General features: G+C 74.8%; 15 protein-coding genes. 6 read left to right on the forward strand and 9 right to left on the reverse strand.

All coding sequences use genetic code 11. From position 1 onward, the window contains the following. Positions 1-175: 175 nt before the first annotated feature. Positions 176-913, forward strand: a complete 738-nt coding sequence (locus A8713_RS31350; protein WP_064537092.1) for an alpha/beta hydrolase — start codon at positions 176-178, stop codon at positions 911-913. Between the two features lie 64 nt (positions 914-977). On the opposite strand, the gene A8713_RS31355 is transcribed toward A8713_RS31350, so the two are convergent. After that, positions 978-1,817 (reverse strand): SDR family oxidoreductase, encoded by an 840-nt coding sequence (locus tag A8713_RS31355; RefSeq protein ID WP_064537093.1) that lies wholly within the window; start codon positions 1,815-1,817, stop codon positions 978-980. A 134-nt stretch (positions 1,818-1,951) separates the two neighbouring features. Between A8713_RS31355 and A8713_RS31360 the strand changes: the two genes are divergently transcribed. From A8713_RS31360 to A8713_RS31375, 4 genes are all read left to right on the forward strand, one after another. Next, complete coding sequence (locus A8713_RS31360) at positions 1,952-2,329, forward strand: winged helix-turn-helix transcriptional regulator (RefSeq protein WP_064537094.1); 378 nt, start codon at positions 1,952-1,954, stop codon at positions 2,327-2,329. 195 nt (positions 2,330-2,524) lie between these two features. Beyond that, complete coding sequence (locus A8713_RS31365) at positions 2,525-4,129, forward strand: ABC-F family ATP-binding cassette domain-containing protein (protein ID WP_173860938.1); 1,605 nt, start codon at positions 2,525-2,527, stop codon at positions 4,127-4,129. A gap of 126 nt (positions 4,130-4,255) precedes the next feature. Then, a complete protein-coding gene (locus A8713_RS31370; RefSeq protein ID WP_064537096.1) occupies positions 4,256-5,800 on the forward strand; it encodes an NAD(P)-binding domain-containing protein in 1,545 nt (514 codons plus the stop codon). Further along, a complete protein-coding gene (locus A8713_RS31375) occupies positions 5,793-7,241 on the forward strand; it encodes a class I adenylate-forming enzyme family protein (RefSeq protein ID WP_064537097.1) in 1,449 nt (482 codons plus the stop codon). The genes A8713_RS31370 and A8713_RS31375 overlap by 8 nt, the downstream gene beginning before the upstream one ends. Before the next feature lie 94 nt (positions 7,242-7,335). Here A8713_RS31375 and A8713_RS31380 read toward each other — a convergent pair whose 3' ends face one another. The 4 genes from A8713_RS31380 to A8713_RS31395 are packed head-to-tail and all read right to left on the reverse strand — an operon-like array spanning position 7,336 to position 12,609. Then, positions 7,336-8,610, reverse strand: a complete 1,275-nt coding sequence (locus A8713_RS31380; RefSeq protein ID WP_064537098.1) for a cation:proton antiporter — start codon at positions 8,608-8,610, stop codon at positions 7,336-7,338. Further along, on the reverse strand, positions 8,607-9,971 hold the full coding sequence (locus tag A8713_RS31385; protein ID WP_064537099.1) for a cytochrome P450: 1,365 nt from the start codon (positions 9,969-9,971) through the stop codon (positions 8,607-8,609). Before A8713_RS31385 ends, A8713_RS31380 begins: the two co-directional genes overlap by 4 nt. Beyond that, complete coding sequence (locus A8713_RS31390) at positions 9,968-11,038, reverse strand: alpha-hydroxy acid oxidase (protein ID WP_064537100.1); 1,071 nt, start codon at positions 11,036-11,038, stop codon at positions 9,968-9,970. The genes A8713_RS31385 and A8713_RS31390 overlap by 4 nt, the downstream gene beginning before the upstream one ends. Continuing rightward, positions 11,035-12,609, reverse strand: a complete 1,575-nt coding sequence (locus A8713_RS31395; protein ID WP_064537101.1) for an FAD-dependent oxidoreductase — start codon at positions 12,607-12,609, stop codon at positions 11,035-11,037. Before A8713_RS31395 ends, A8713_RS31390 begins: the two co-directional genes overlap by 4 nt. 62 nt (positions 12,610-12,671) lie before the next feature. On the opposite strand from A8713_RS31395, the gene A8713_RS31400 reads away from it, so the two are divergent. Next, complete coding sequence (locus A8713_RS31400; RefSeq protein WP_064537102.1) at positions 12,672-14,207, forward strand: aromatic amino acid ammonia-lyase; 1,536 nt, start codon at positions 12,672-12,674, stop codon at positions 14,205-14,207. On the opposite strand, the gene A8713_RS31405 is transcribed toward A8713_RS31400, so the two are convergent. From A8713_RS31405 to A8713_RS31420, 4 genes are all read right to left on the reverse strand, one after another. Continuing rightward, on the reverse strand, positions 14,113-15,441 hold the full coding sequence (locus tag A8713_RS31405) for a sensor histidine kinase (protein ID WP_064537103.1): 1,329 nt from the start codon (positions 15,439-15,441) through the stop codon (positions 14,113-14,115). The genes A8713_RS31400 and A8713_RS31405 overlap by 95 nt on opposite strands. Continuing rightward, on the reverse strand, positions 15,438-16,118 hold the full coding sequence (locus A8713_RS31410; protein WP_216826785.1) for a response regulator transcription factor: 681 nt from the start codon (positions 16,116-16,118) through the stop codon (positions 15,438-15,440). Before A8713_RS31410 ends, A8713_RS31405 begins: the two co-directional genes overlap by 4 nt. A gap of 113 nt (positions 16,119-16,231) precedes the next feature. Then, entirely contained in the window at positions 16,232-18,649 is a 2,418-nt protein-coding gene (locus tag A8713_RS31415; RefSeq protein ID WP_064537104.1) for an ABC transporter permease, read from the reverse strand. Further along, positions 18,646-19,341 carry an ABC transporter ATP-binding protein gene (locus A8713_RS31420; RefSeq protein ID WP_064537105.1) on the reverse strand — a complete coding sequence of 232 codons (696 nt, stop codon included), beginning with the start codon at positions 19,339-19,341 and terminating at the stop codon, positions 18,646-18,648. Before A8713_RS31420 ends, A8713_RS31415 begins: the two co-directional genes overlap by 4 nt. Between the last annotated feature and the right edge of the window lie 167 nt (positions 19,342-19,508).

Genomic DNA, 19,508 nt, shown 5'->3' on the forward strand with positions numbered 1-19,508 from the left:
CGCCCGGCGTCGTGCGTCGTCGCCGCCGACGTGGGCGCGGCCGTACTCTGGCACTCCGTAACTCGGGCGGACTTCGGTGAGCCGAGCCGGGACCGTCCTGTCCGGGCCGGTCCGGCCCGTGGGCGGGCACGGATCCCCGGCGGGAGCGTCCGGGGGCGGGCCGGGGAGGAGAGCGATGGCGGCGACGGCACAGCACCGGGGGGACACGGGCGGATCCCCGCTGCGGGTGCGGCACCTGCCCCCGCGGGTCCGGGCCGCCGTACTCACGCTGCACGGCGGCCAGGAGGAGAGCCGCGCGCGCCCCCGGCACTGGCACCCGGCCGCACTGCGCATGCGCCCCGTGCTCCGGTCCGCCGCATCCGCTGTCTCCCCCGAGGAAGTGCTCCTCGGCGAGGTGCGCTACCGGCACCGGGGCTGGAACGAGGGCGACCCGGCCCAGGACGCCCTGGCCGCGCTGGACGAGCTGACCGGGGCCTACGGCGCGGTGCCCGTCGTACTGATCGGGCACTCCATGGGAGGTCGGGCCGCACTGACGGCGTCCCGCCATCCTCAGGTCAGAGGCGTCCTGGCGCTCGCTCCCTGGGTGGTCGAGGACGAGCCCGTCGACCAGCTGCGCGGCAGACGCCTCGTGGTCGTGCACGGCGACCGGGACCGGGTGACCAGCCCCGCCGCGTCCGTCGCCTACGTCCGGCGCGCCCGCGCCCGCGGCGTGTGCGCCGGCGCGGTGCTGGTGCGAGGGGGCGACCACGCCATGCTGCGCCGGGCCGGCTTCTGGCACCGGTCCGCGGCGGAGATCACCGCGGACCTGCTCCGCGACGAGGACCTCGTCCCACCGGCCCGCGCGCCCGAGGACGGCAGGACGGCGGGACTGGCCGCGCGGAGCCTGACGAGCCCGGACGCGGTCATCGTGTAGGCGGTGCGACCGGCCCCGGTCCCGGACGGGCGAAGAAGGATCCGGGACCGGGGGCGGCCATGCGTCAGCGGAACGCCGCCACATTGCGCGCCGCCCAGTCGGCGAAGGGGCGCGGGGCGCGGCCGAGGACCCGCTGGACGTCCGGGCTGACACGCAGCTCGGCCGGGTTCGGCGAACCGAGGATGTCCAGGGTGTCGTCGGCCAGCTCCGCCGGCATGCTCTGCGCCATGGCGGCCCTGGCCTCCGCGCGGGTGAGCTCCTGGAACCTCACCGGGGAGCCCAGCGCGTCGGCGAGGGCCCGCGCCTGCTGACGGGGAGTGATCACCTCCGGGCCGGTCAGCTCGTAGACGCCGCCGGTGTGGCGGTCGTCCAGCAGGCAGGCCGCCGCGACCGCCGCGATGTCCGCCGGGTCGACGACCGGCACCCCGACGTCACCGAAGGGCGCGGCGACGAGCTGCCGCGTGCGCACGGACTCGGCCCACCACAGGGCGTTGGAGGCGAAGCCGCCCGGCCGCAGGATCGACCAGTCCGCGCCGGACTCGCGCAGCGTGTCCTCCAGCGCGCGCATCGCGATCCGCGTGGCGCCGAAGGGCCGGGTCACCACACCCAGTGTGGAGAGCAGGACGATCCGCCGGACCCCGCTGCCCGTGGCCTCCCGGAGGATGTCGGCGGGGCTGGCTCCGGCGGCGTGCAGATCGCCGGAGAGCAGCAGGAACAGCGCGTCGGCCCCCTCCAGCGCGGGCCTGAGGCCGGCCGGCTCGGACAGGTCGGCCACCATGTGCCGTACCCCGTCCGGCACCGGCGCCGGGCGCCGCGACACCGCCGTCACCCGCTGTCCCGCCTCGGCCAGCGCCCGCGTCAACGGCCGGCCGATGTTCCCGGTGGCCCCGGTCACCACGATCATGAGTAGCTCCTTGTCAGAGGTTGTTCGTCACAGGCTGTTCGCCAGAGGTTGTTCGTCAGAGGTTCTGTGCGCTCGTCACGCTAGGAGCACGGGCTAACTCCTGGTAAGGACGTACCTCCGGGTAAGCTCATGGCATGGCGGGAGGCGTGCAGGACAGGCAGGCCGGGGCGGGGGAGCGGTATGACGTGTTTCACACGGACTGCCCCGCGCGTGACGTGGTCGACCATGTGACCAGCAGGTGGGGCGTCTGGGTGCTGATCTCCCTGCGGAACAACGACCTGCGGTTCTACGAGCTGCGCGAGAGCATCCGGGGCATCAGCGAGAAGATGCTCGCCCAGACGCTGCGCGCGCTGGTCCAGGACGACCTGGTCTGGCGGAAGGTCGAGCCGACGACACCGCCTCAGGTCACCTACGGGCTGACCGAGTTCGGCCGGGACGTCGGCGAGCCGCTGACGGATCTCTTCGACCGGATCACACGGCGGCTGCCGCCGCACGGCGCGCAGGACCGCTGACCGCGACCGCCGCCGCGGAGCGGCACACGGCGCGTGCGTACGTGCCCCTGCCGGAGCCCCGGGAGCCGGGCGGGGCTGTGGCCCGCCGGGCGGCGTCGGCTATGGTGAAGCACATGTCTACGCCCCGAATCTCCTAGCCGAGGACCCGCTTCCACGCCAGAAGTGTGTCCTTTCGCTTTTTCGGAGCGTCATCCCGTGATCACTGTTCGCGATGCCGAGTTGCGTGCGGGCGCCCGCCTGCTGCTCTCGGGTATTTCTTTCACTGTCTCCCCCGGTGACCGTATCGGCCTGGTCGGCCGCAACGGAGCGGGGAAGACCACCTTGATGACCGCCCTGGCCGGACGGGCCGAGCCCGCCGCCGGGACGATCACCCGCACCGGCGCGGTCGCCCACCTCGCGCAGGACTCCCGCGCCGCCGACCCGGCGGTCACGACCATGGACCGGATCCTGTCCGCTCGCGGCCTGGACGCGGCACTGCGCCGCCTGCGCGCGGCCGAGACCGCGATGGCCGGCGCCGTCTCGTCCGGCGACCTTGAGCGGGCGATGCGAGCCTACGCCGCGGCCGAGGCCGCCTTCCAGGCCGGCGGCGGGTACGCGGCCGAGGCCGAGGCCGCCCGTGTGGCGGCCGGGCTCGGCCTGCCCGAGCGGGTGCTGCCCGAGCCGGTCGGCGACCTCTCGGGCGGCCAGCGGCGCCGGGTCGAGCTGGCACGGATCCTGTTCGCCGGCCACGACGGCGTGCTGCTGCTGGACGAGCCGACCAATCACCTGGACGCCGATTCCACCGGCTGGCTGCGCGCGTTCCTGCGCGAGTACCCGGGCGGTCTCGTGGTGATCAGCCATGACACCGCTCTGCTCGCCGGTGTGGTCAACCGGGTCTTCCACCTGGACGCCACCCGGGCGACCATCGACATCCACAACACCGGCTGGACCGCCCATCTGACGCAGCGTGCGGCGGACCGGCGACGGCGGGAGCGGGAGCGGGCGAACGCCGAGCGCAAGGCCGCGGCCCTGCACACGCAGGCGGAGCGGATGAAGGCCCGCTCGGCCACCGCCGCCATGGCCCGCAGCATGGCCCGGCGCGCGGACCGCATGCTGGCGGATCTGGAACCGGCCCGCCGCACGGAGAAGACCGCCAGGATCCGGCTGCCCGAGCCGCTGCCGTGCGGCCGGATGCCGCTGGGCGCGGTCAGACTGACCAAGTCCTACGGCGGCCGCCGGGTCCTCGACGGCGTGGACCTGGCCGTGGACCGGGGCAACCGCCTGGTCGTCCTCGGCCTCAACGGCGCGGGCAAGACCACCCTGCTGCGCATCCTCGCCGGCGCCGAGCGGCCCGACACCGGCCGCGTGGTGCACGGACACGGGCTGCGGCTGGGCTACTTCGCCCAGGAGCACGACACCCTCGATCCCGGGCGCACGGTCCTGCAGAACCTGTCGGACGCCGCGCCGCACCTGACGGAGGGCGAGGCGCGGCGGGTCCTGGGCGCGTTCCTGTTCGGCGGGGACGACGCGGACAAGAGCGCCGGGGTCCTGTCCGGCGGGGAGAAGACCCGCCTGGCGCTGGCCGGGCTGGTCCACTCCGGTGCCAACGTGCTGCTGCTGGACGAGCCGACCAACAACCTCGACCCCGCCTCCCGTACCGAGGTCCTGGCGGCCGTCGGCTCCTACCCGGGCGCGATCGTGATGGTCACCCACGACGAGGGCGCCATCGACGCCCTGCGCCCCGGCCGCGTCCTGCTCCTGCCGGACGCGGACGAGGACCTGTGGAGCGAGGACCACCGCGCCCTGGTCGCCCTCGCCTGACCCGCCCCGCCCGCCCCGCCCGCCCTCGTCCGCACCCGTCCGCCGGGGCCGCCTCCGGGTCCGGCGGACGGGCGGCGGTGCCGCAATCTCAGAGTCCTCTGATCCGTGCCCGCTAGCGTCCGCCCCATGGTGCGCGACTACCTCATCATCGGGGCCGGACCGGCCGGACTCCAGCTCGCCGCTCTGCTGGAACGCGAGGGACGCGACTACGCCGTCCTGGAGCGGGGGAGCGGGCCCGGGACGTTCTTCACCCGCTTCCCCCGGCATCGGCAGCTCATATCGATCAACAAGGTCAACACCGGTTACACCGACCCGGAACGCGACCTGCGCATGGACTGGAACTCGCTGCTCACCGACGATCCCGCACTGCGGTTCACCCGGTACAGCGAGCGCTACTTCCCGGCCGCCGACGACATGGTGCGCTATCTGGGCGACTTCGCCCGGCGCACCGGCGCCCGCGTCGAGTACGGCGTCCGGGCCGCCTCCGTCTCCCGCGACGACGACGGCTTCACCGTACGCGACGACACCGGCCGGACCTGGCGGGCCCGGCGACTCGTCGTCGCCACCGGCCTGTCCCTGCCCCACATCCCGGACATCCCCGGGATCGAGGAAGCCGAACGCTACGCCGACTTCGACACCGACCCGGCCTCCTTCACCGGCCGGCGGGTGCTCGTCCTCGGCAAGGGCAACTCCGCGTTCGAGACCGCCGACTCCCTCATGGAGAAGGCCGCCGTCATCCACGTCGCCGGACCGCACTCGCTGAAACTGGCCTGGCAGACCCACTTCGTGGGCCATCTGCGCGCGGTGAACAACAACTTCCTCGACAGCTACCAGCTCAAGTCGCAGAACGCCGTCCTGGACGGCACCGTCGAGCGGATCGAACGGCGGGCGGACGGCGGCTACCGGGTGGAGTTCCGCTACGCCCGGACCACCGAGCGGCTCCGCGAACTCCACTACGACCGCGTCGTGGTCTGCACCGGATTCCGCTTCGACGCCTCGCCGTTCGAGGCCGACTGCCGGCCGGCCCTCGCCGTCGACGGCCGCTTCCCCGCCCAGACCTCCGCCTACGAGTCGGTCGACGTGCCCGGCCTGTACTTCGCCGGCACGCTCACGCAGCAGCGCGACTTCAAACGCTCCACGAACGGCTTCATCCACGGATTCCGCTACGGCGTGCGCGCCCTGCACCGCATCCTCGGCGCCCGCCACCACGCGACACCCTGGCCGGCCCGCACCCTGCCCACAGCCCCGGAGGCCGTCGCCGACGCCCTCGTGGAGCGCGTCAACCGCTCCTCCGGCCTGTGGCAGCAGTTCGGCTTCCTCGGCGACGTGGTCACCGTCCACGACGACCACGCCCTCCACCAGGAGGAGGTCCCCCTCGACTACGTCAGCGACGGCGGACTCGGCCCCGCCCCGCACCGGTTCGTCGTCGACCTGGAGTACGGGCCCGACCACGACCACGTCGACCCCTTCGACGTCACCGTGCCCCGCGTCAGCGAGAACGACCCCGAACACGCGAGGGACGCCACCTACCTCCACCCCGTGGTGCGCCACTACCGCGACGGCGAACTCGCAGGGGCCCACCACCTGGCGGAGAACCTGGAGAACGACTGGGACATCCCGGCCGTCCACCGGCAGCCGCTCGCCGCGTTCGTGAAGTCCTGCCTTGGCTGAGCAGTTCCCCGGCGCCGTCCTCGACCTCCTCGAAGCGGCGGGCGACCGTCCCGTCTTCGAGCACGGCGACCGGGTCGTCACCGGACACCGGCTCCTGGCCCTGACAGGGCGGGTGACGAGCGGCCTGCGCGCCCGGGGCGTCCGTCCCGGCGACGGTGTCGCCCTGCTGCTCGGCGTCGGCCCCGAGGCGTTCGCCGCCGTCCTCGCCGCCCACGCCGTGGGCGCCCGCGTGGTGGGCGTACGGCCGGGACTCACGCCACGCCAGCGGCAGCACGTGCTCACCGGCACCGCCTTCCGGGTCACCGACTCCCCGGACGGCGCGGCCGGCGCGCGGCCCGGCACCGTCCTCGCCCTGGACGACCTGCTCGCCACCGAGGACGACGGACGCCGCCCGCTGGTCTCGGCCCGGCCGCAGGACATCGCCCGGCTCCTGCACACCAGCGGCAGCACCGGCGTCCCCAAGGCGTGCGCCCAGACCTACGCCGCGATGACCGCGGCCTGGGCGGCGCACCCCGACCGCTGGCCGCCCGCCGTCCGCGAACTCGCCCCGCGGCTGGAGCGGTTCCTCGTCTTCGGCACCCTGGCCAGCCAGGTCATGATGGAGTACGGGCTGCTCGCCCTCGCCGCGGGCGGCACCCTCGTCACCGCCGATGCCCCGGCCTTCCCCGACAGCCTGGTGCGCCACCGGGCCACCGGCAGCGTCATCACCGTGGCCCGCCTGACGAAGCTCGTCGCGAGCGTCCGGGCCCGGCCCGTGGACCTCGGCGCACTGCGCGCCCTGATGGTCTCCGGCTCCCCGCTCGACGCCGACCGGCTGCGCGAGGCGGCCGACGTGCTCGGACCGGTGGTCTTCCACGGCTACGGCCAGACGGAGACCGGCATGATCTCCATGGCCACCCCGGACGACGAACCCGGCTCGCTGGGCGTCCCCCCGGTCCAGCTGGAGGTCAGGGACGCCGAGGGCCGGTGCCTGCCGCCCGGAACGGACGGCGAGCTCTTCGTGCGCACGCCCTCGCAGGGCTGCGGCTACTGGGGTGAACCCGCCCTGAGCGCGGAGGTGTTCACCGGCGACTGGGTCCGCACCCGCGACCGCGGCCACCTCGACGGCGAGGGCCGGCTCTGGCTCACCGGGCGCGTCCGCGACGTGATCATCGTGAATGCCAACGTGTACTACGCCGGTCCCGTCGAGCGGGTGCTCGCCACGCACCCGGCGGTGGGGGAGGCGTACGTCGTCGCCGTCCCCGACGACGACACAGGTGAGGCCGTCCACGCCTTCGTGGTGCCCGCGCCGGGCCGCCTCCCCCGGCTCGGCGAACTGCGCGCCCTGGTCGCCGCCGAGCTGGGCGAGGCCACCGCGCCGACCCGCCTCACCCTCCTCGAGGAGGTACCGCTCACCCCCGCCGGGAAACCCGACAAGAGACGCCTGGCGGCTGGGGGTTGACGTCCACCGGACCGTTCGCCGGACCGACCGCCGCGCCGCCCACCGGGCTCCGCCGACACGTGTCGCGCACGCGTCGCCGGAGCCCGGCCCCGTGTCAGCGCCCTTCCGGCACCCCGGGCGCGAGGGCCCCGGCGCGGGACGGGCCGAGGCGTGCCCGCTCCCGCCGGTCGATCCAGTGCAGCAGCGGTGTCGCCATCACGGTGGTGACGACGGCGACCACCACCAGCGCGCTGAACAGCGCCTGGGTCACGATGCCCGCCGCGAGGCCCAGATTGAGCGCGATGAGCTGCATCAGCCCCCGCGCGTTCATCAGCGCCCCCACCCGCAGCGCCACCGGCCCCGGCTCCCCGGCCAGCCGCGCGGCGAGCCAGCACGCGCCGAACTTCCCCGCCACCGCCACCAGCACGCCCCCCAGGGTCAGCAGCAGCACCGGCCCCGAGCCCAGCAGGGCGAAGTCCGTGTTCAGCCCCGAGTAGGTGAAGAACAGCGGCAGGAACACCGTGCCCACCGGCTTCAGCGTCTCCACCGTGTGGTCCAGCTGCTCCGAGCGCGGGAAGACCAGTCCGAGGCAGAACGCCCCGAACACCGCGTACAGCCCGATCTCGTCGGTGTACCAGGCCACCAGGAACAGCGCGCCGACCAGCACCGGCAGCAGGCTCTCGGGCGCCGCCCGCTCCGCGAGCCGCACGGTGCGGCCGTGCAGACGCGTCACCACCCCCAGCACCACGACGAGCCCCAGGGCACCGGCCACGGCCAGCGACACCAGCCCCGCGCTGCCCCCGGAGATACTGAAGACACCCGCGAGCAGCACCCACGCCACCGCGTCGTCCACGGCGCCCGCACCGAGCGCCAGCGACCCGAACCGGGTTCCGGCCAGGCCCTGTTCGGCGATGATCCGCGCCAGCATCGGGAATGCCGTGACCGCCAGCGCCACCCCCACGAACAGCGCCGACACCACCAGCGGCACCCCCGGCGCGAGCGTGCCGGTCCGCTCGCCGACGGCGGCGACCAGCACCGCCCCGAGCACGACCGGCACCAGCACCCCGGCCGCGGACACCATCGCGGCCGGCCGGGCGACACCGCGCAGCCGGTCCACCCGGAAGTCCCAGCCGACGTGGAACATGAACGCGACGAGGCCGATCTGCCCCACCACGTACAGGACGGGCCGCGACTCCTCGGGGAACAGCCGCGCCTCGACGCCCGGCAGGAGGGCGCCGAGCACCGAGGGGCCCAGCACCACGCCCGCGAGCATCTCCCCGACCACGGGCGGCTGCCCCACCCGCCGCAGCAGCCCCGAGACGAGCCGGCAGACGGCCAGGATCACCACGACGGCGAGGAAGAACACGGGGGCGAGCTCCGTCGGCTTCATCCGCCGTCACCTCCTGGGCGCGCGACCGGGCACCGGCCGGGCGGGAACCGTTCGAAGTAGCGTGCTGCGGGGCGCTGGCGGCGGGCGTGCAGCACCATCACCGTGCCGAGCACGAGCTGCCGCACCCCCCGGGTGACGTCCTCCACGCCGTCGCGCACCCGCAGAAAGCCCCGCAGCGGCGCCAGCCGCCTGCCGGGCTCCAGGCCGCGCGGGACCATGAGGCAGGGCGCGCGGTGCGGGATGGACCGGGTGTGCGAGACCGTCGACTCCAGCCGGAAGCGGCCCAGCACCTCGCGTACGGCGGCCCGCAGCACCAGCGGCGACAGCCGCCACGCCGGACACGGCCGGTTGGCCGCCACCCCGAACGGGATGTGATGGGCGTCCCTGGCGGACAGCGACGCCCAGCGGTCCGGGTCGAAGACGTCGGGCCGCTCGTAGCCCGTGGCGTGGTAGTCCGGGTAGCTGAAGCACACCACCGAGCCGCGCGGCAGCGTGGTCCGGGCGTCGAGCGGGATGTCGTCGGTGGTGATGCGGTGCGCGATGCCGAACAGCGGATACAGCCGCATCGTCTCGTCGAGCACCTGGGTCAGGTACCGGTCGTCGCCCGGGTCGTCCGCGAGCCGCCGTTGCACCCAGGGATGCCGGGCCAGCGCCAGCAGCAGATGCGCCGTCGCCTCCGAGAGCTGCACGACGGCCGTGTTGAAGAACGTGCCCTGGAGGTAGAACACCTGCTCCTCGGGCGAGAGCGAGGCCGGCAGCCGGTGCGGCACGTCACCGGCCGCCAGCCGCTCGCGCACATACGCCGTCAGCCGCGCCCTGCGCCGCGGATGGCGCAGCCCCGTGCACTTCAGGGCGCTGATCACATCGTCGGCGTGCGCGGTGATCAGCTTTCGGGCGTGCGGCGGGCACGGCTCGCGGAACACCAGCCCGTAGCAGAACTCCGCCCAGGCGGGCATCACCAGGTCGCGCAGCCGCACCAGGCTGATCCGGTCCGCGGGCAGCGCGTCCAGGACACCGGCGACCGCGCGGGCGGCCGCCGCCGCCAGGTCGGCCGAGCCGCCGGCCAGGATCCGCCGGGTCGTCTCGGCCACGTCCTCGTAGCGCGCGCCCGGCTCCAGGTGCTCCTGGTGCACCTCGGACCCCGGCGACAGCCAGTACCAGAACAGATCCGACAGACCCGCCCCGGCACTGCGGCCGTTCGCGGCCGGATGGGCGTACACCCGCTCGAACACCTCCGGCCCGTGGGCCGCGTTGGGCAGCGTCACGGCCCGGTCGTGGTTCACCTTCTCGAAGATGCGCACCCGCAGCGCCACCACGGCGCGCGGCAGCCACCACGTGTCCGCCGTCCGCCCGCCGCTCACCGCGTCCCGCCTCTCGGGACGACCATGTCCCGCGTCAGATCGGCGTTGCGGGCGCCCCCGCACAGGGCCAGCGTGTGGTCGTAGTCGTCGCGCAGTTCCGCGAGGACCCGCCGCACGCCCGCCTCGCCCTCGGCGGCCAGGGCCCACAGCACCGGGCGGCCCACCCCGGCCGCCGCCGCGCCCAGCGCGAGCGCGACGGCCACGTCGCCGCCCCGGCGCACTCCGCCGTCCAGCAGCACCGGCACCCGGCCCGCGACCGCCTCGGCGACCGCCGGCAGGCAGTCCACCGCCGCCGGGACGGTGTCGCACTGGCGGCCGCCGTGGTTGGAGACGACGATCCCGGCCGCGCCGTGCTCCACGGCCAGCAGCGCGTCCGCCGGGTGCAGGACGCCCTTCACCAGCACGGGCAGCGAGGTCGTACCCAGCAGCGCGTCGAAGTCCCGCCAGGTCAGGGCCGGGGACATGGGGATGTCGGTGAGCCCGCTCGGCGGGGCGCCGGGCAGGTTGCGCATGTTCTCGGCGGCGCAGCCGGGCGGCAGGTCGGTGAACCCGTTGCGCAGGTCCCGGGTGTGCCGCCCGAACACCGGGGAGTCGACGGTGACCACCAGGGCCGTGCAGCCCGCCTCCTCCGCCCGCCGCACCAGCGCCTCGGTGACCTCGTGGCGCGGATGCGGATAGAGCTGGAACCACACGGCCGCGCCGGCCGCCGCCTCCCGGGCCGCCGCGGCCACCTCGCCCACCGCGACGGTCGCGGCCGTGCCCGTCACCAGGACGGCACCCTCGGCCGCCGCGGCCCGAGCCGTGGCCCGCTCGCCGTCCGGGTGCATCAGCCGGTGGAACGCGGTCGGCGCGACCACCACCGGGCCCGCCCCCGGGGCGCCCGGCAGATCGACGGAGGTGTCCCGCCGCTCACTGCCGCGCAGCACCCTGGGCAGCAGCGCGTACCGGTCGAACGCCCGCTCGTTGTCGGCGAGGACGCGTTCCTCGCCCGCGCCGCCCGCCACATAGTCGTAGTGCACCGGGTCCAGGGCCCGGCGTGCCGTCTCGTGCAGCGCGCGCAGTGTCACGGCGCCACCGGGGCGGCCGGGCCGCGCCGGGCGGCGAGGAACGCGCGCAGCGGGCCCTTGTGCACGTCCTCGCTGTCCCACTCGTTCTCCAGGTTCTCCGTCAGATGGTGCTCGGCGGCATCCTCCCCGTCCCGGTACCAGCGCACCACCGGGTGCAGATAGCGGCCGTCCAGACCCGTCGCGTCCCGCTGCGCGGGGCGGCCCGCCGACACGTCGAACGGGTCCACCCGGTCGTGGTCGGCCCCGTACTCCAGGGTGACGACCGCGTACGCGGCCACCTCCCCGAAGTCCCCGGCACGCACGGCCTGCGCCACGTGCCCGACCGGGACCTCCTCGGCGTAGCGCATCGTGCCGTCCGGGGCGAGCAGCAGCAGGTCGCCGAGGACGCCGAACTGCTGCCACAGCGCGGAGGACCGGTTGACCCGCTCGATGATCCGGTCGACGGCCGCCCCGGTCTCCCGGCCCACCTCCGCCACCGGCCAGGGCTCGCCGTGATGGCGCCGGCGCAGCTCCCGGTACAGGGCGCGCACCGAGTAGCGGAAGCCGTGCACGAAACCGGTGGTGGACTTCTTGAAGTCGCGGCCCTGCGTCAGGGTCCCGGCGAAGTACAGCCCCGGCACGTTCACCGACTCACCGACCGGCGTCAGGGCGGGGAACCGGCCGTCGATCACCGTCTCGGGCGCACAGGTGGTGTCGAAGACCGACGCGTCGAAGCGGAACCCGGTCGCGACGATCACCCGGTCGTAGCGCAGGTCCTTCACCACCTCGTCGGCCCGCTCGAAGGCCACCGGCACCCGGAAGCCGTCCCCGTCCCGCCGGATCTCCAGGACCCGCCCGTCCAGCAGCGCGTTCTGGGACTTGAGCTGGTAGCTGTCCAGGAAGTTGTTGTTCACCGCCCGCAGATGGCCCACGTAGTGCGACTGCCAGGCCAGGCGCAGCGAACCGGAGCCGACCAGGTGGATGACCGCCGCGGTCTCCATCAGGCTGTCGGCCGTCTCGAAGGCGGAGTTGCCCCGCCCGATCACCAGCACCCGCTGGTCGGTGAAGGACTCCGGGTCGGTGTCGAACGTGTCGTAGCGTTCGGCCAGTCCGATGCCGGGGATCGACGGCACGTTCGCCAGCGGCACCCCGGTGGCCACCACCACGCGCCGCGCCCGCCGGGTCTCCCCGGCGGCGTCGGTCACGGTGAACCCGTCGGCGTCGCGCGAGACGCGCTCCACCGAGGTGCCGTACCGCACGCGGACGCCGGTGCGCTCGGCGAAGTCCGCCAGATAGCGGACCATGTCGTCGGCCGCCGGGAAGTAGCGCCGGCTGTACCGGGTGAACAGCAGCTCCGGATCGTCGCTCAGCAGGGAGTTCCAGTCCATCCGCAGCCGCAGCTCCGGATCCTGGTAACCGGTGTGCACCTTGTTGGTCGAGATGAGGGTGCGATGCCGGGGGAAACGGGTGAAGAACGCGCCCGGGACGCCGCCGCGCTCCAGTACCACGTAGTCCGCACCGGCACGCTCCAGGGAGGCGGCGAGCTGAAGTCCCGCGGGCCCCGCTCCGATGATCACGTAGTCATGCGCCATGGCCCGGAAGCTATCCAGCGGATTTCAGAGCGCTCTGAGATTGCCCGCCTACCGTTCCGGACGTGCTGACCACCACGGACACCGTCACCCTCACCGGCCCCCTCGCACCCGCCGCCCTGCGCCGCGCGGCCGAGCCCCTGGCCGTCACCGTGGACGAGGCGGCCCGCGCCCGGCTGGACCGCGGGCGCCGCCTCTTCCGCGCCCTGCGCGACGGCGACGACGGCACCGGGGAGCGGCCGATCTACGGCGCCACCACCGGCTTCGGCGCCCTCGTCGGCTACGCGGGCCGGGCCGACGAGGCCGACCAGTGCGACAACACCCTCGCCCACCTCGGCGCCGGCCAGGGCCCCGACCTGCCGCACGGCATCGTGCGCGCCGCCCTGCTGGTGCGCGCCCGCTCCCTCGCCCAGGGCCTGTCCGGGGTCTCCGCCGAGGTCGTCGAACGGCTCGCGGCGATGTTCGCCACCACCTTCTCGCCCGCCGTACCGCGCTACGGCTCCGTCGGCGCCAGCGGCGACCTCGTCCCGCTCGCCTACGCCGCCCAGGCGCTGCGCGGCCGGGGCCACGCCTACGCGGACGGCCGCCGCATGCCCGCCGCCGAGGCGCTCGCCGCCACCGGACTGCGCCCCCTCGCCCTGGACGGCCGCGACGCCCTCGCCCTCGTCAACGGCACCTCCGTCACCACCGCCGCCCTGGCCCTGGCCCACGACACCGTCCGCACGGCCCACCGCGCGCTCACCGCCCTGACCTGCCTGCTGGCCGACCTGCTCGGCTGCGACCCGGGCTTCCTGGACGCCGACCTGCTGCGCGCCTACGGCCATCCCGGTGCGGTCGACACCGGCACGCGCATGCGGCGCCACCTGGCCGGGACCACACCGTCCGGCACCCGCCCGCTCCAGGAGCCGTACAGCATCCGCTGCTCCCCGCAACTGCTCGGCGCCGCCGAGGACGCGCTGCGCCACATCGACGCGGTGATCGCCGCCGACCTGGCCGGGGTCAGCGACAACCCGCTGTTCTTCCCCGGCGTGGGGGACCCCGTCCACCCCGACCCGGCGGAGGGCAGAGCGGTGCACGGCGGCAACTTTTTCGGGCAGCCCGCCGCGTTCGCCGCCGACCTGCTCGCCTCCGTCACCGCGCAGCTCGGCAACCTCGCCGAACGCCAGCTCGACCTGCTGGTCGACCCGGCCCGCAACGGCGGCCTCCCGCCCATGCTCGCCACCGAACCCGGCGCCCAGCACGGCCTCCAGGGCGTGCAACTGGCGACCACCGCCTTCGTCGCGGAGATCCGCCGCTGCGCGACCCCCGCCGCCATGCAGAGCCTGCCCACGAACCTCCACAACCAGGACATCGTCCCGTTCGGCACCCAAGGCGCCCTGCGCGCCCACGACCTGGCCGAACTGCTCGGCCTGCTGTGCGGCTCCCTCGCCCTCGGCCTGCGCCAGGCCGTCCACGTCGGCGCCAGACGGCCCACCGCGCCCCGGTGCGCCGCCCTCCTCGACGCCCTCAGCGCCGCGATCGACCCGGTCGACCCGGACCGGCCACTGGACGAGGACGTACGGACAGCGGCACGGCTGCTCGCCACCCACGCCATGCCCTGACCCCGCCGTCCGCGACCACCGGCGGCGACGGGGCGCTCTGCGGCAGGCGGAGCGTGAACCGCGCGCCGTGCCCCGGCCGGCCCGCCGCCACGACCGTGCCGCCGTGACTCGTGACCACCTCCCGCAGCAGGGCGAGCCCCAGCCCGTACCGGCCCTCGCCGCCCCGGTGGAAGCGCCGGAACAGCCGCTCGGCCTCACCGGCGTCGAAACCGGCGCCGGTGTCCGAGACCGCCAGCACCACCGTCGTGCCCGTCCCAGACAGCGCCAGCTCGATCCGGCCGCCCGGCGGGGTGTGGGCGATGGCATTGGCCAGCAGCTCCCCGACCGCCCGGCGCAGCGCGGACGCCACCCCGTCGACCCACAGCGGATACGGCGGCCCGTCCACCCGGACGGTCAGCCCGCGCTCCCGTACGCGCTCCGCCTCCTCGGCGGCCGCCGAACGGACCAGAGCCGCCAGGTCCACCCGCCGCCGCGTCGCCCGCCACGCCGGCCCGGCCGCGAGCGTCGCCGACGACAGCAGATCGTCCAGCACCTCGCCGAGCCGGCCGACCGAGGCGACCAGCCGGACCAGCCCCTCCCGGTGCGCGGGCGGCAGCCCCTCGGCCGCCGCCCGCCGCGCCAGCACCTGCGCCCGCGTGTGCACCCGCGTGATCGGCGTACGCAGCTCATGACTGGCGTCCGCCACGAACCGCCGCTGCCGGGACAGCGCCTCGGCCAGCGGGGCCACCGCCCGGCGCCCGAGGACCGCGCCGGTGACGCCCGCCGCGGCAAGACCCACCGCCTCGGCCACCCCCAGCGCGAACCACAGATGGCTGCGGTCGGCGAGCTGGAACCGCAGGTCGAACACGGCCTGCACCACGTCGCCGTCGTCCCGGACCTGCGTGCGCACCAGATACACGGCGTCCCCGCTGCGCACCGTGCGCTCCACCGGCGCGCGGCCCAGCCGCACCCGGTCCAGATCGGTGCGCAACGGGAACCCGGCCGGAGCGTTCGGCAGGACCGTCGCACCCGGGCCGTACAGCCACATGCACCCGGGCGGCCGTGTCAGGTCGCCGTGCGCCGCGCCGAAGCGCACCTCGCGGCGCACCTGGTCGTCCTGCGCGTGTGTCATCACGGCGTACGCGACCCCGCCCACGACGGTGACCAGCAGGGTGATGATGGCGCCGGTGGTCCAGGCGATCCGCCGCCGCGCCCGGCGCACCGCCCCGTCGCCGCCGTGCCCCGTCTCTCTCACAACGCCCCCAGCCGGTAGCCGAGTCCGCGGACCGTGCGCACCGCACGGCGGCCCAGCTTGCGGCGCAGGTAGTACACATAGGTGTCGACGATGGACGGCGCGTGCGCCTCCTCGAAGACGATCCGGCGCAGCTCCGCCCGCGAGTACACCGTGTCCGGGCGGCTCGCCAGCGCCCACATCAGCGCGAACTCCCGGGCGGCCAGGGCGATCCGCTCCCCGTCCGCCAGGACCACCTCGCGGCGCCCGACGTGCAGCCGGCCGGACCCGATCCGCAGCACATCGGTCGCCTCCAGCGATCTCCTGCACAACGCCCGTAATCTGGCGGTGAGTTCGTCCAGATCGAAGGGTTTGACCAGATAGTCGTCGGCGCCCGCGTCCAGGCCGTCCACCCGGTCGTGCACGCTGCCCATCCCGGTCAGCAGCAGCACCGGCGAGCGCACCGGACGCGACCGCAGCCGCCGCAGCAGATCGAGGCCGTCCACCACCGGCAGCCGCCGGTCGATGACGAGCACGTCGTACGTGCGGGTGAGACCGAGGTGCAGGCCCCGCTGCCCGTCGGCCGCGACGTCCACCGCGTACCCCTCGTCCCCCAGCACCTCGATGAGCAGCCCGGCCAGCTCCCGGTCGTCCTCGACCAGCAGCAGCCGCCAGGGATCCCGCGTGTGCTCCTGCGTCACAGTGCCCTCCCTCGCCCCAAGTCTCACCTGTCAACGCCCTGGTGACACTTGGGGGTTCCGGTTCGGGGCCATGGGAAGAGGTGTCGCCGCGCCGGGCTCCCGGCCGGCCGCCGCTACTCGGCGCGCAGCGCGTCGGCCGTGCCGGTCCCGGCCGCCCGGACCGCCGGAACCAGGGCGCCCAGCAGGGCGAGCACGACCCCGCCGAGACCCGGCAGGAGCAGCCGGGCCGGCGAGTACACGTCGAGGACCGACGGCGGCATGGCGGTGCCCACGGCATGCCCCATCACGGGCATGACGAGGCCGTGCAGCACGTACCCCGCCGGGACGCCCAGCAGCCCGCCGGCCGTGCCGGTCAGAGCCACCGAGGCGAGCACGAGGCTCACGGTCTGCCGCGGCGTCATGCCGACCGCCCTGCACACCCCCAGGTCGTGGACGCGTTCTCGGGTGTCGAGGACGACGGAGTTGAACACACCGAGGCCGGCGACGGCGGTCAGCAAGGCGGTGAGCAGCACCGCCATCGCGTCCATGACGAGGACGAGCCCCTTCCGCCGCGGCGGCGGGACGGTCGTGGCGTCGCCGCCCAGCGGCCGGACGGCCGACGCGAGCGCGCGGGCGTACTCGACCGCCGAGACGCCGGGCTCCACCTCCACGAGGAACGTGTCGGGCTCGGCCGACGGGAAGTCGGCCATGTCCGCGTGGATCTCCAGCCGGTCGCCCGAGGTGTCGAAGGACTCACCCACGATCCTCAGCTCGGCGCTCTCCTTCCCGCAGGTGATCCGCACCGTGTCGCCGAGCCTGGTGCCGGTCCGCTCCAGGAAGCGGGCGGGCACGACGACCTGGCCCCTGCCGTCGATCCAGTGGCCGGCGAGCATCTCGTAGCGGGCGTCGCGCGCGTCGCCCTCGTAGAGGCCGGCCCGCACCGAACCGGAGACTCCGGCCACGGTGACCTCGGTGCTGAGCCTGCCGTAGTACGAGGCGGCGCCGGGCCGGGACCTGATGGCCGCCCGGACCTTCGCCGGGTCCGCCTCCCCGGACACGGGCGCGCCGGGACTTTCGCCGCTCACGGGAGCCGGGCCCGCACCGCCGCCCGCGGCGGGGACCGGCGGCGGGGGAGCGGCGGTGTGCGGCCGAGTCGTCGTGACCGTGACCGCCGCGCGGCTCCCGGGATCCTGCGAGGCGGCGACCGCGCCCAGGGAGGAGACCAGCCCCACCGCGAAGGTCACCGCGACCGTGCCGAAAGCCACCGCGAGCAGCGTCGCGAGGGCACGGACCGGATGCGTGAAGGCGGTGGCGAGACCGTAGGTCACCGGCCGCGGCAGCGGCAGGCGCCCCAGCGCCCGGTGGGCGCGCTGCCCGCGCCCGGTGCGCGGGGACCGGCCGGCCACGAGCGCCTCCACCGTGTGCAGCCTCCCGGCCCGTCGCGCGGGCACCAGCGCGGCGAGCGCCACGACGAGCAGCGCGGCCGCCGGTACCGCGGCATCCACCCACCAGGCCACCGACAGGGAGACGGTGCCGTACAGCGACTCGGTGTCCGCCAGCATCGGCACGGCCAGCAGGTTGCCCAGCGGGACTCCCGGGACGATGCCGGCACAGGCGGGGACCACCGCTTGCGCCACATGGACCCGGACGACCTCGCGCGGGGTGAAGCCGACGGCCTTGAGGATGCCGATCCTGCGCAGACCGGTGCCGACCGCCCCGCCGACCACACTGCTGACGATCACCACCGACATCACGATGCCGAGCACACCGAAAGCCGTCACGAACGGCACGGCCGCCGCCGCGCCCTGATCCGCCGCCCGCCTGGTGTCCAGCCAGGACCGCATACCCACGAGCGCCCCCGGACCGGTCGCGGCGACGAGCTTCGCCCGGTCGGCGAGGATCTGCTCCTTCGTAGCGGCCGAGCCGAAGCGGTACAGCATCTGACGCGTGACGACGCCGCCCCGCGATGCCATCGCGTCGACCTGCTCCGGGATCGCCCAGGCGTCGGCGGTCCTGCTGGCCGACAGCGCGAAGCCGACGACCGTGAGAGCCGGGGCGCCCGCGGTGTCCGAGGCCCGGAGCACGGAACCGATCCCGGCCCCCGGTCCCTCGAACGACGGACTGAGCACGATCTCGCCCGGCGTGCGCGCCCACCGGCCCGACCTCAGTTCGACGCGGTCCACGTCACCGTCCGGACCGGAGCGCCCGACCAGGGTCAGGGGTGGCAGCCGGAAACCCGTCCGGTCCACCGGCCGGAACTGCGTGGACGGGTACGGCCCCGCGCTCGCGGTGACACCGCGCAGCCGCCCCGTCCGTGCCAGCCGCTCCGCACTCGTCTTGGCCGGATCGAACTGCGCGGTGATGTGCGCGCCACGCTGCGCGGCGAAGGCGTGGTCGAAGGGCGCGGACGCGGCGGCCATCAGCGACCCGGCGACCACGGCGGACGCCACGGCCATCAGCGTGGTGAGCGCGATCACGACGCCCTGCACCGGCCGTCGGCGCACCCCGCTGCGCACCACCCGGCTCAGCGCGCCGGCACCGAACCGGCTCATCGGGCGGTCCGCGCGGTCGAGTCGAGGGCGGTGAGGTGACCGTCCACCAGGTGGATCGCGCGGCTCGCCACCGCCTCGGCCAGCGCCAGGTCGTGCGTCACCAGCACGATGGTCTGCCCGCCGCGGTGCAGGTCCCGCAGCAGATCGCGCACACCGTGGCCCGAGGCGGTGTCGAGCGCACCCGTCGGCTCGTCGGCCAGCAGCAGCTCGGGCCGGTTGACGAGCGCTCGGGCGAAACCGACCCGCTGGCGTTCGCCTCCCGACAGCCGGCCCGGACAGGCGCGGGCGTGCCTGCGGATGCCCAGCATCTCCATGAGCTCGTCCGCGCGGGAGGCGGCCTCGCGCCGCCCAATCCCGGTCAGCCGGGCCGGGAGCTGGATGTTGTCGGTGACGGTGAGGTCGTCGAGGAGATGGAAGAACTGGAAGGCCATGCCGATGTGCCGGCGGCGGAACGTGGCGAGGGCACGCTCGCTCAACCGGTCGATCCGCCGGCCGGACACCACCACGGCGCCGTCGGTCGGCCGGTCCAGACCGGCGACGAGATTCAGCAGGGTGGACTTGCCGCTGCCGGAAGGCCCGGTCACGGCAAGGGCCTCGCCCCGGGCGACGGTGAGCGAGAGCGGTCCGAGCGCCGGTGCGCCGGAGCCGTCGTAACGCTTCGCCACACCCTTCAGCTGGATCAGTTCGGTCATGCGAGCGGCCCGTCCTTACGGTCGTGAGAGGCATCTGCCGTTGCGGCCCCGTGAACCTACGAGCCGTCGCCGACGGGGCGCGTCGGCCGCTGAAGCGACATCGCCCCCTCCCCGCGGACGATCCGGCCCGGCCCTCCTACCTGAGGACGAGGACCCGGGGACGATCC

This window comes from Streptomyces sp. SAT1 (assembly GCF_001654495.1).
Lineage (GTDB): Bacteria > Actinomycetota > Actinomycetes > Streptomycetales > Streptomycetaceae > Streptomyces > Streptomyces andamanensis.

Excerpts from the sequence above, each read along its gene's own strand:
- A8713_RS31350 (WP_064537092.1), top strand. The coding sequence starts at position 176 with ATGGCGGCGACGGCACAGCACCGGGGGGACACGGGCGGATCCCCGCTG.
- A8713_RS31355 (WP_064537093.1), bottom strand. The coding sequence starts at position 1,817 with ATGATCGTGGTGACCGGGGCCACCGGGAACATCGGCCGGCCGTTGACG.
- A8713_RS31360 (WP_064537094.1), top strand. The coding sequence starts at position 1,952 with ATGGCGGGAGGCGTGCAGGACAGGCAGGCCGGGGCGGGGGAGCGGTAT.
- A8713_RS31370 (WP_064537096.1), top strand. The coding sequence starts at position 4,256 with ATGGTGCGCGACTACCTCATCATCGGGGCCGGACCGGCCGGACTCCAG.
- A8713_RS31380 (WP_064537098.1), bottom strand. The coding sequence starts at position 8,610 with ATGAAGCCGACGGAGCTCGCCCCCGTGTTCTTCCTCGCCGTCGTGGTG.
- A8713_RS31395 (WP_064537101.1), bottom strand. The coding sequence starts at position 12,609 with ATGGCGCATGACTACGTGATCATCGGAGCGGGGCCCGCGGGACTTCAG.
- A8713_RS31415 (WP_064537104.1), bottom strand. The coding sequence starts at position 18,649 with ATGAGCCGGTTCGGTGCCGGCGCGCTGAGCCGGGTGGTGCGCAGCGGG.
- A8713_RS31420 (WP_064537105.1), bottom strand. The coding sequence starts at position 19,341 with ATGACCGAACTGATCCAGCTGAAGGGTGTGGCGAAGCGTTACGACGGC.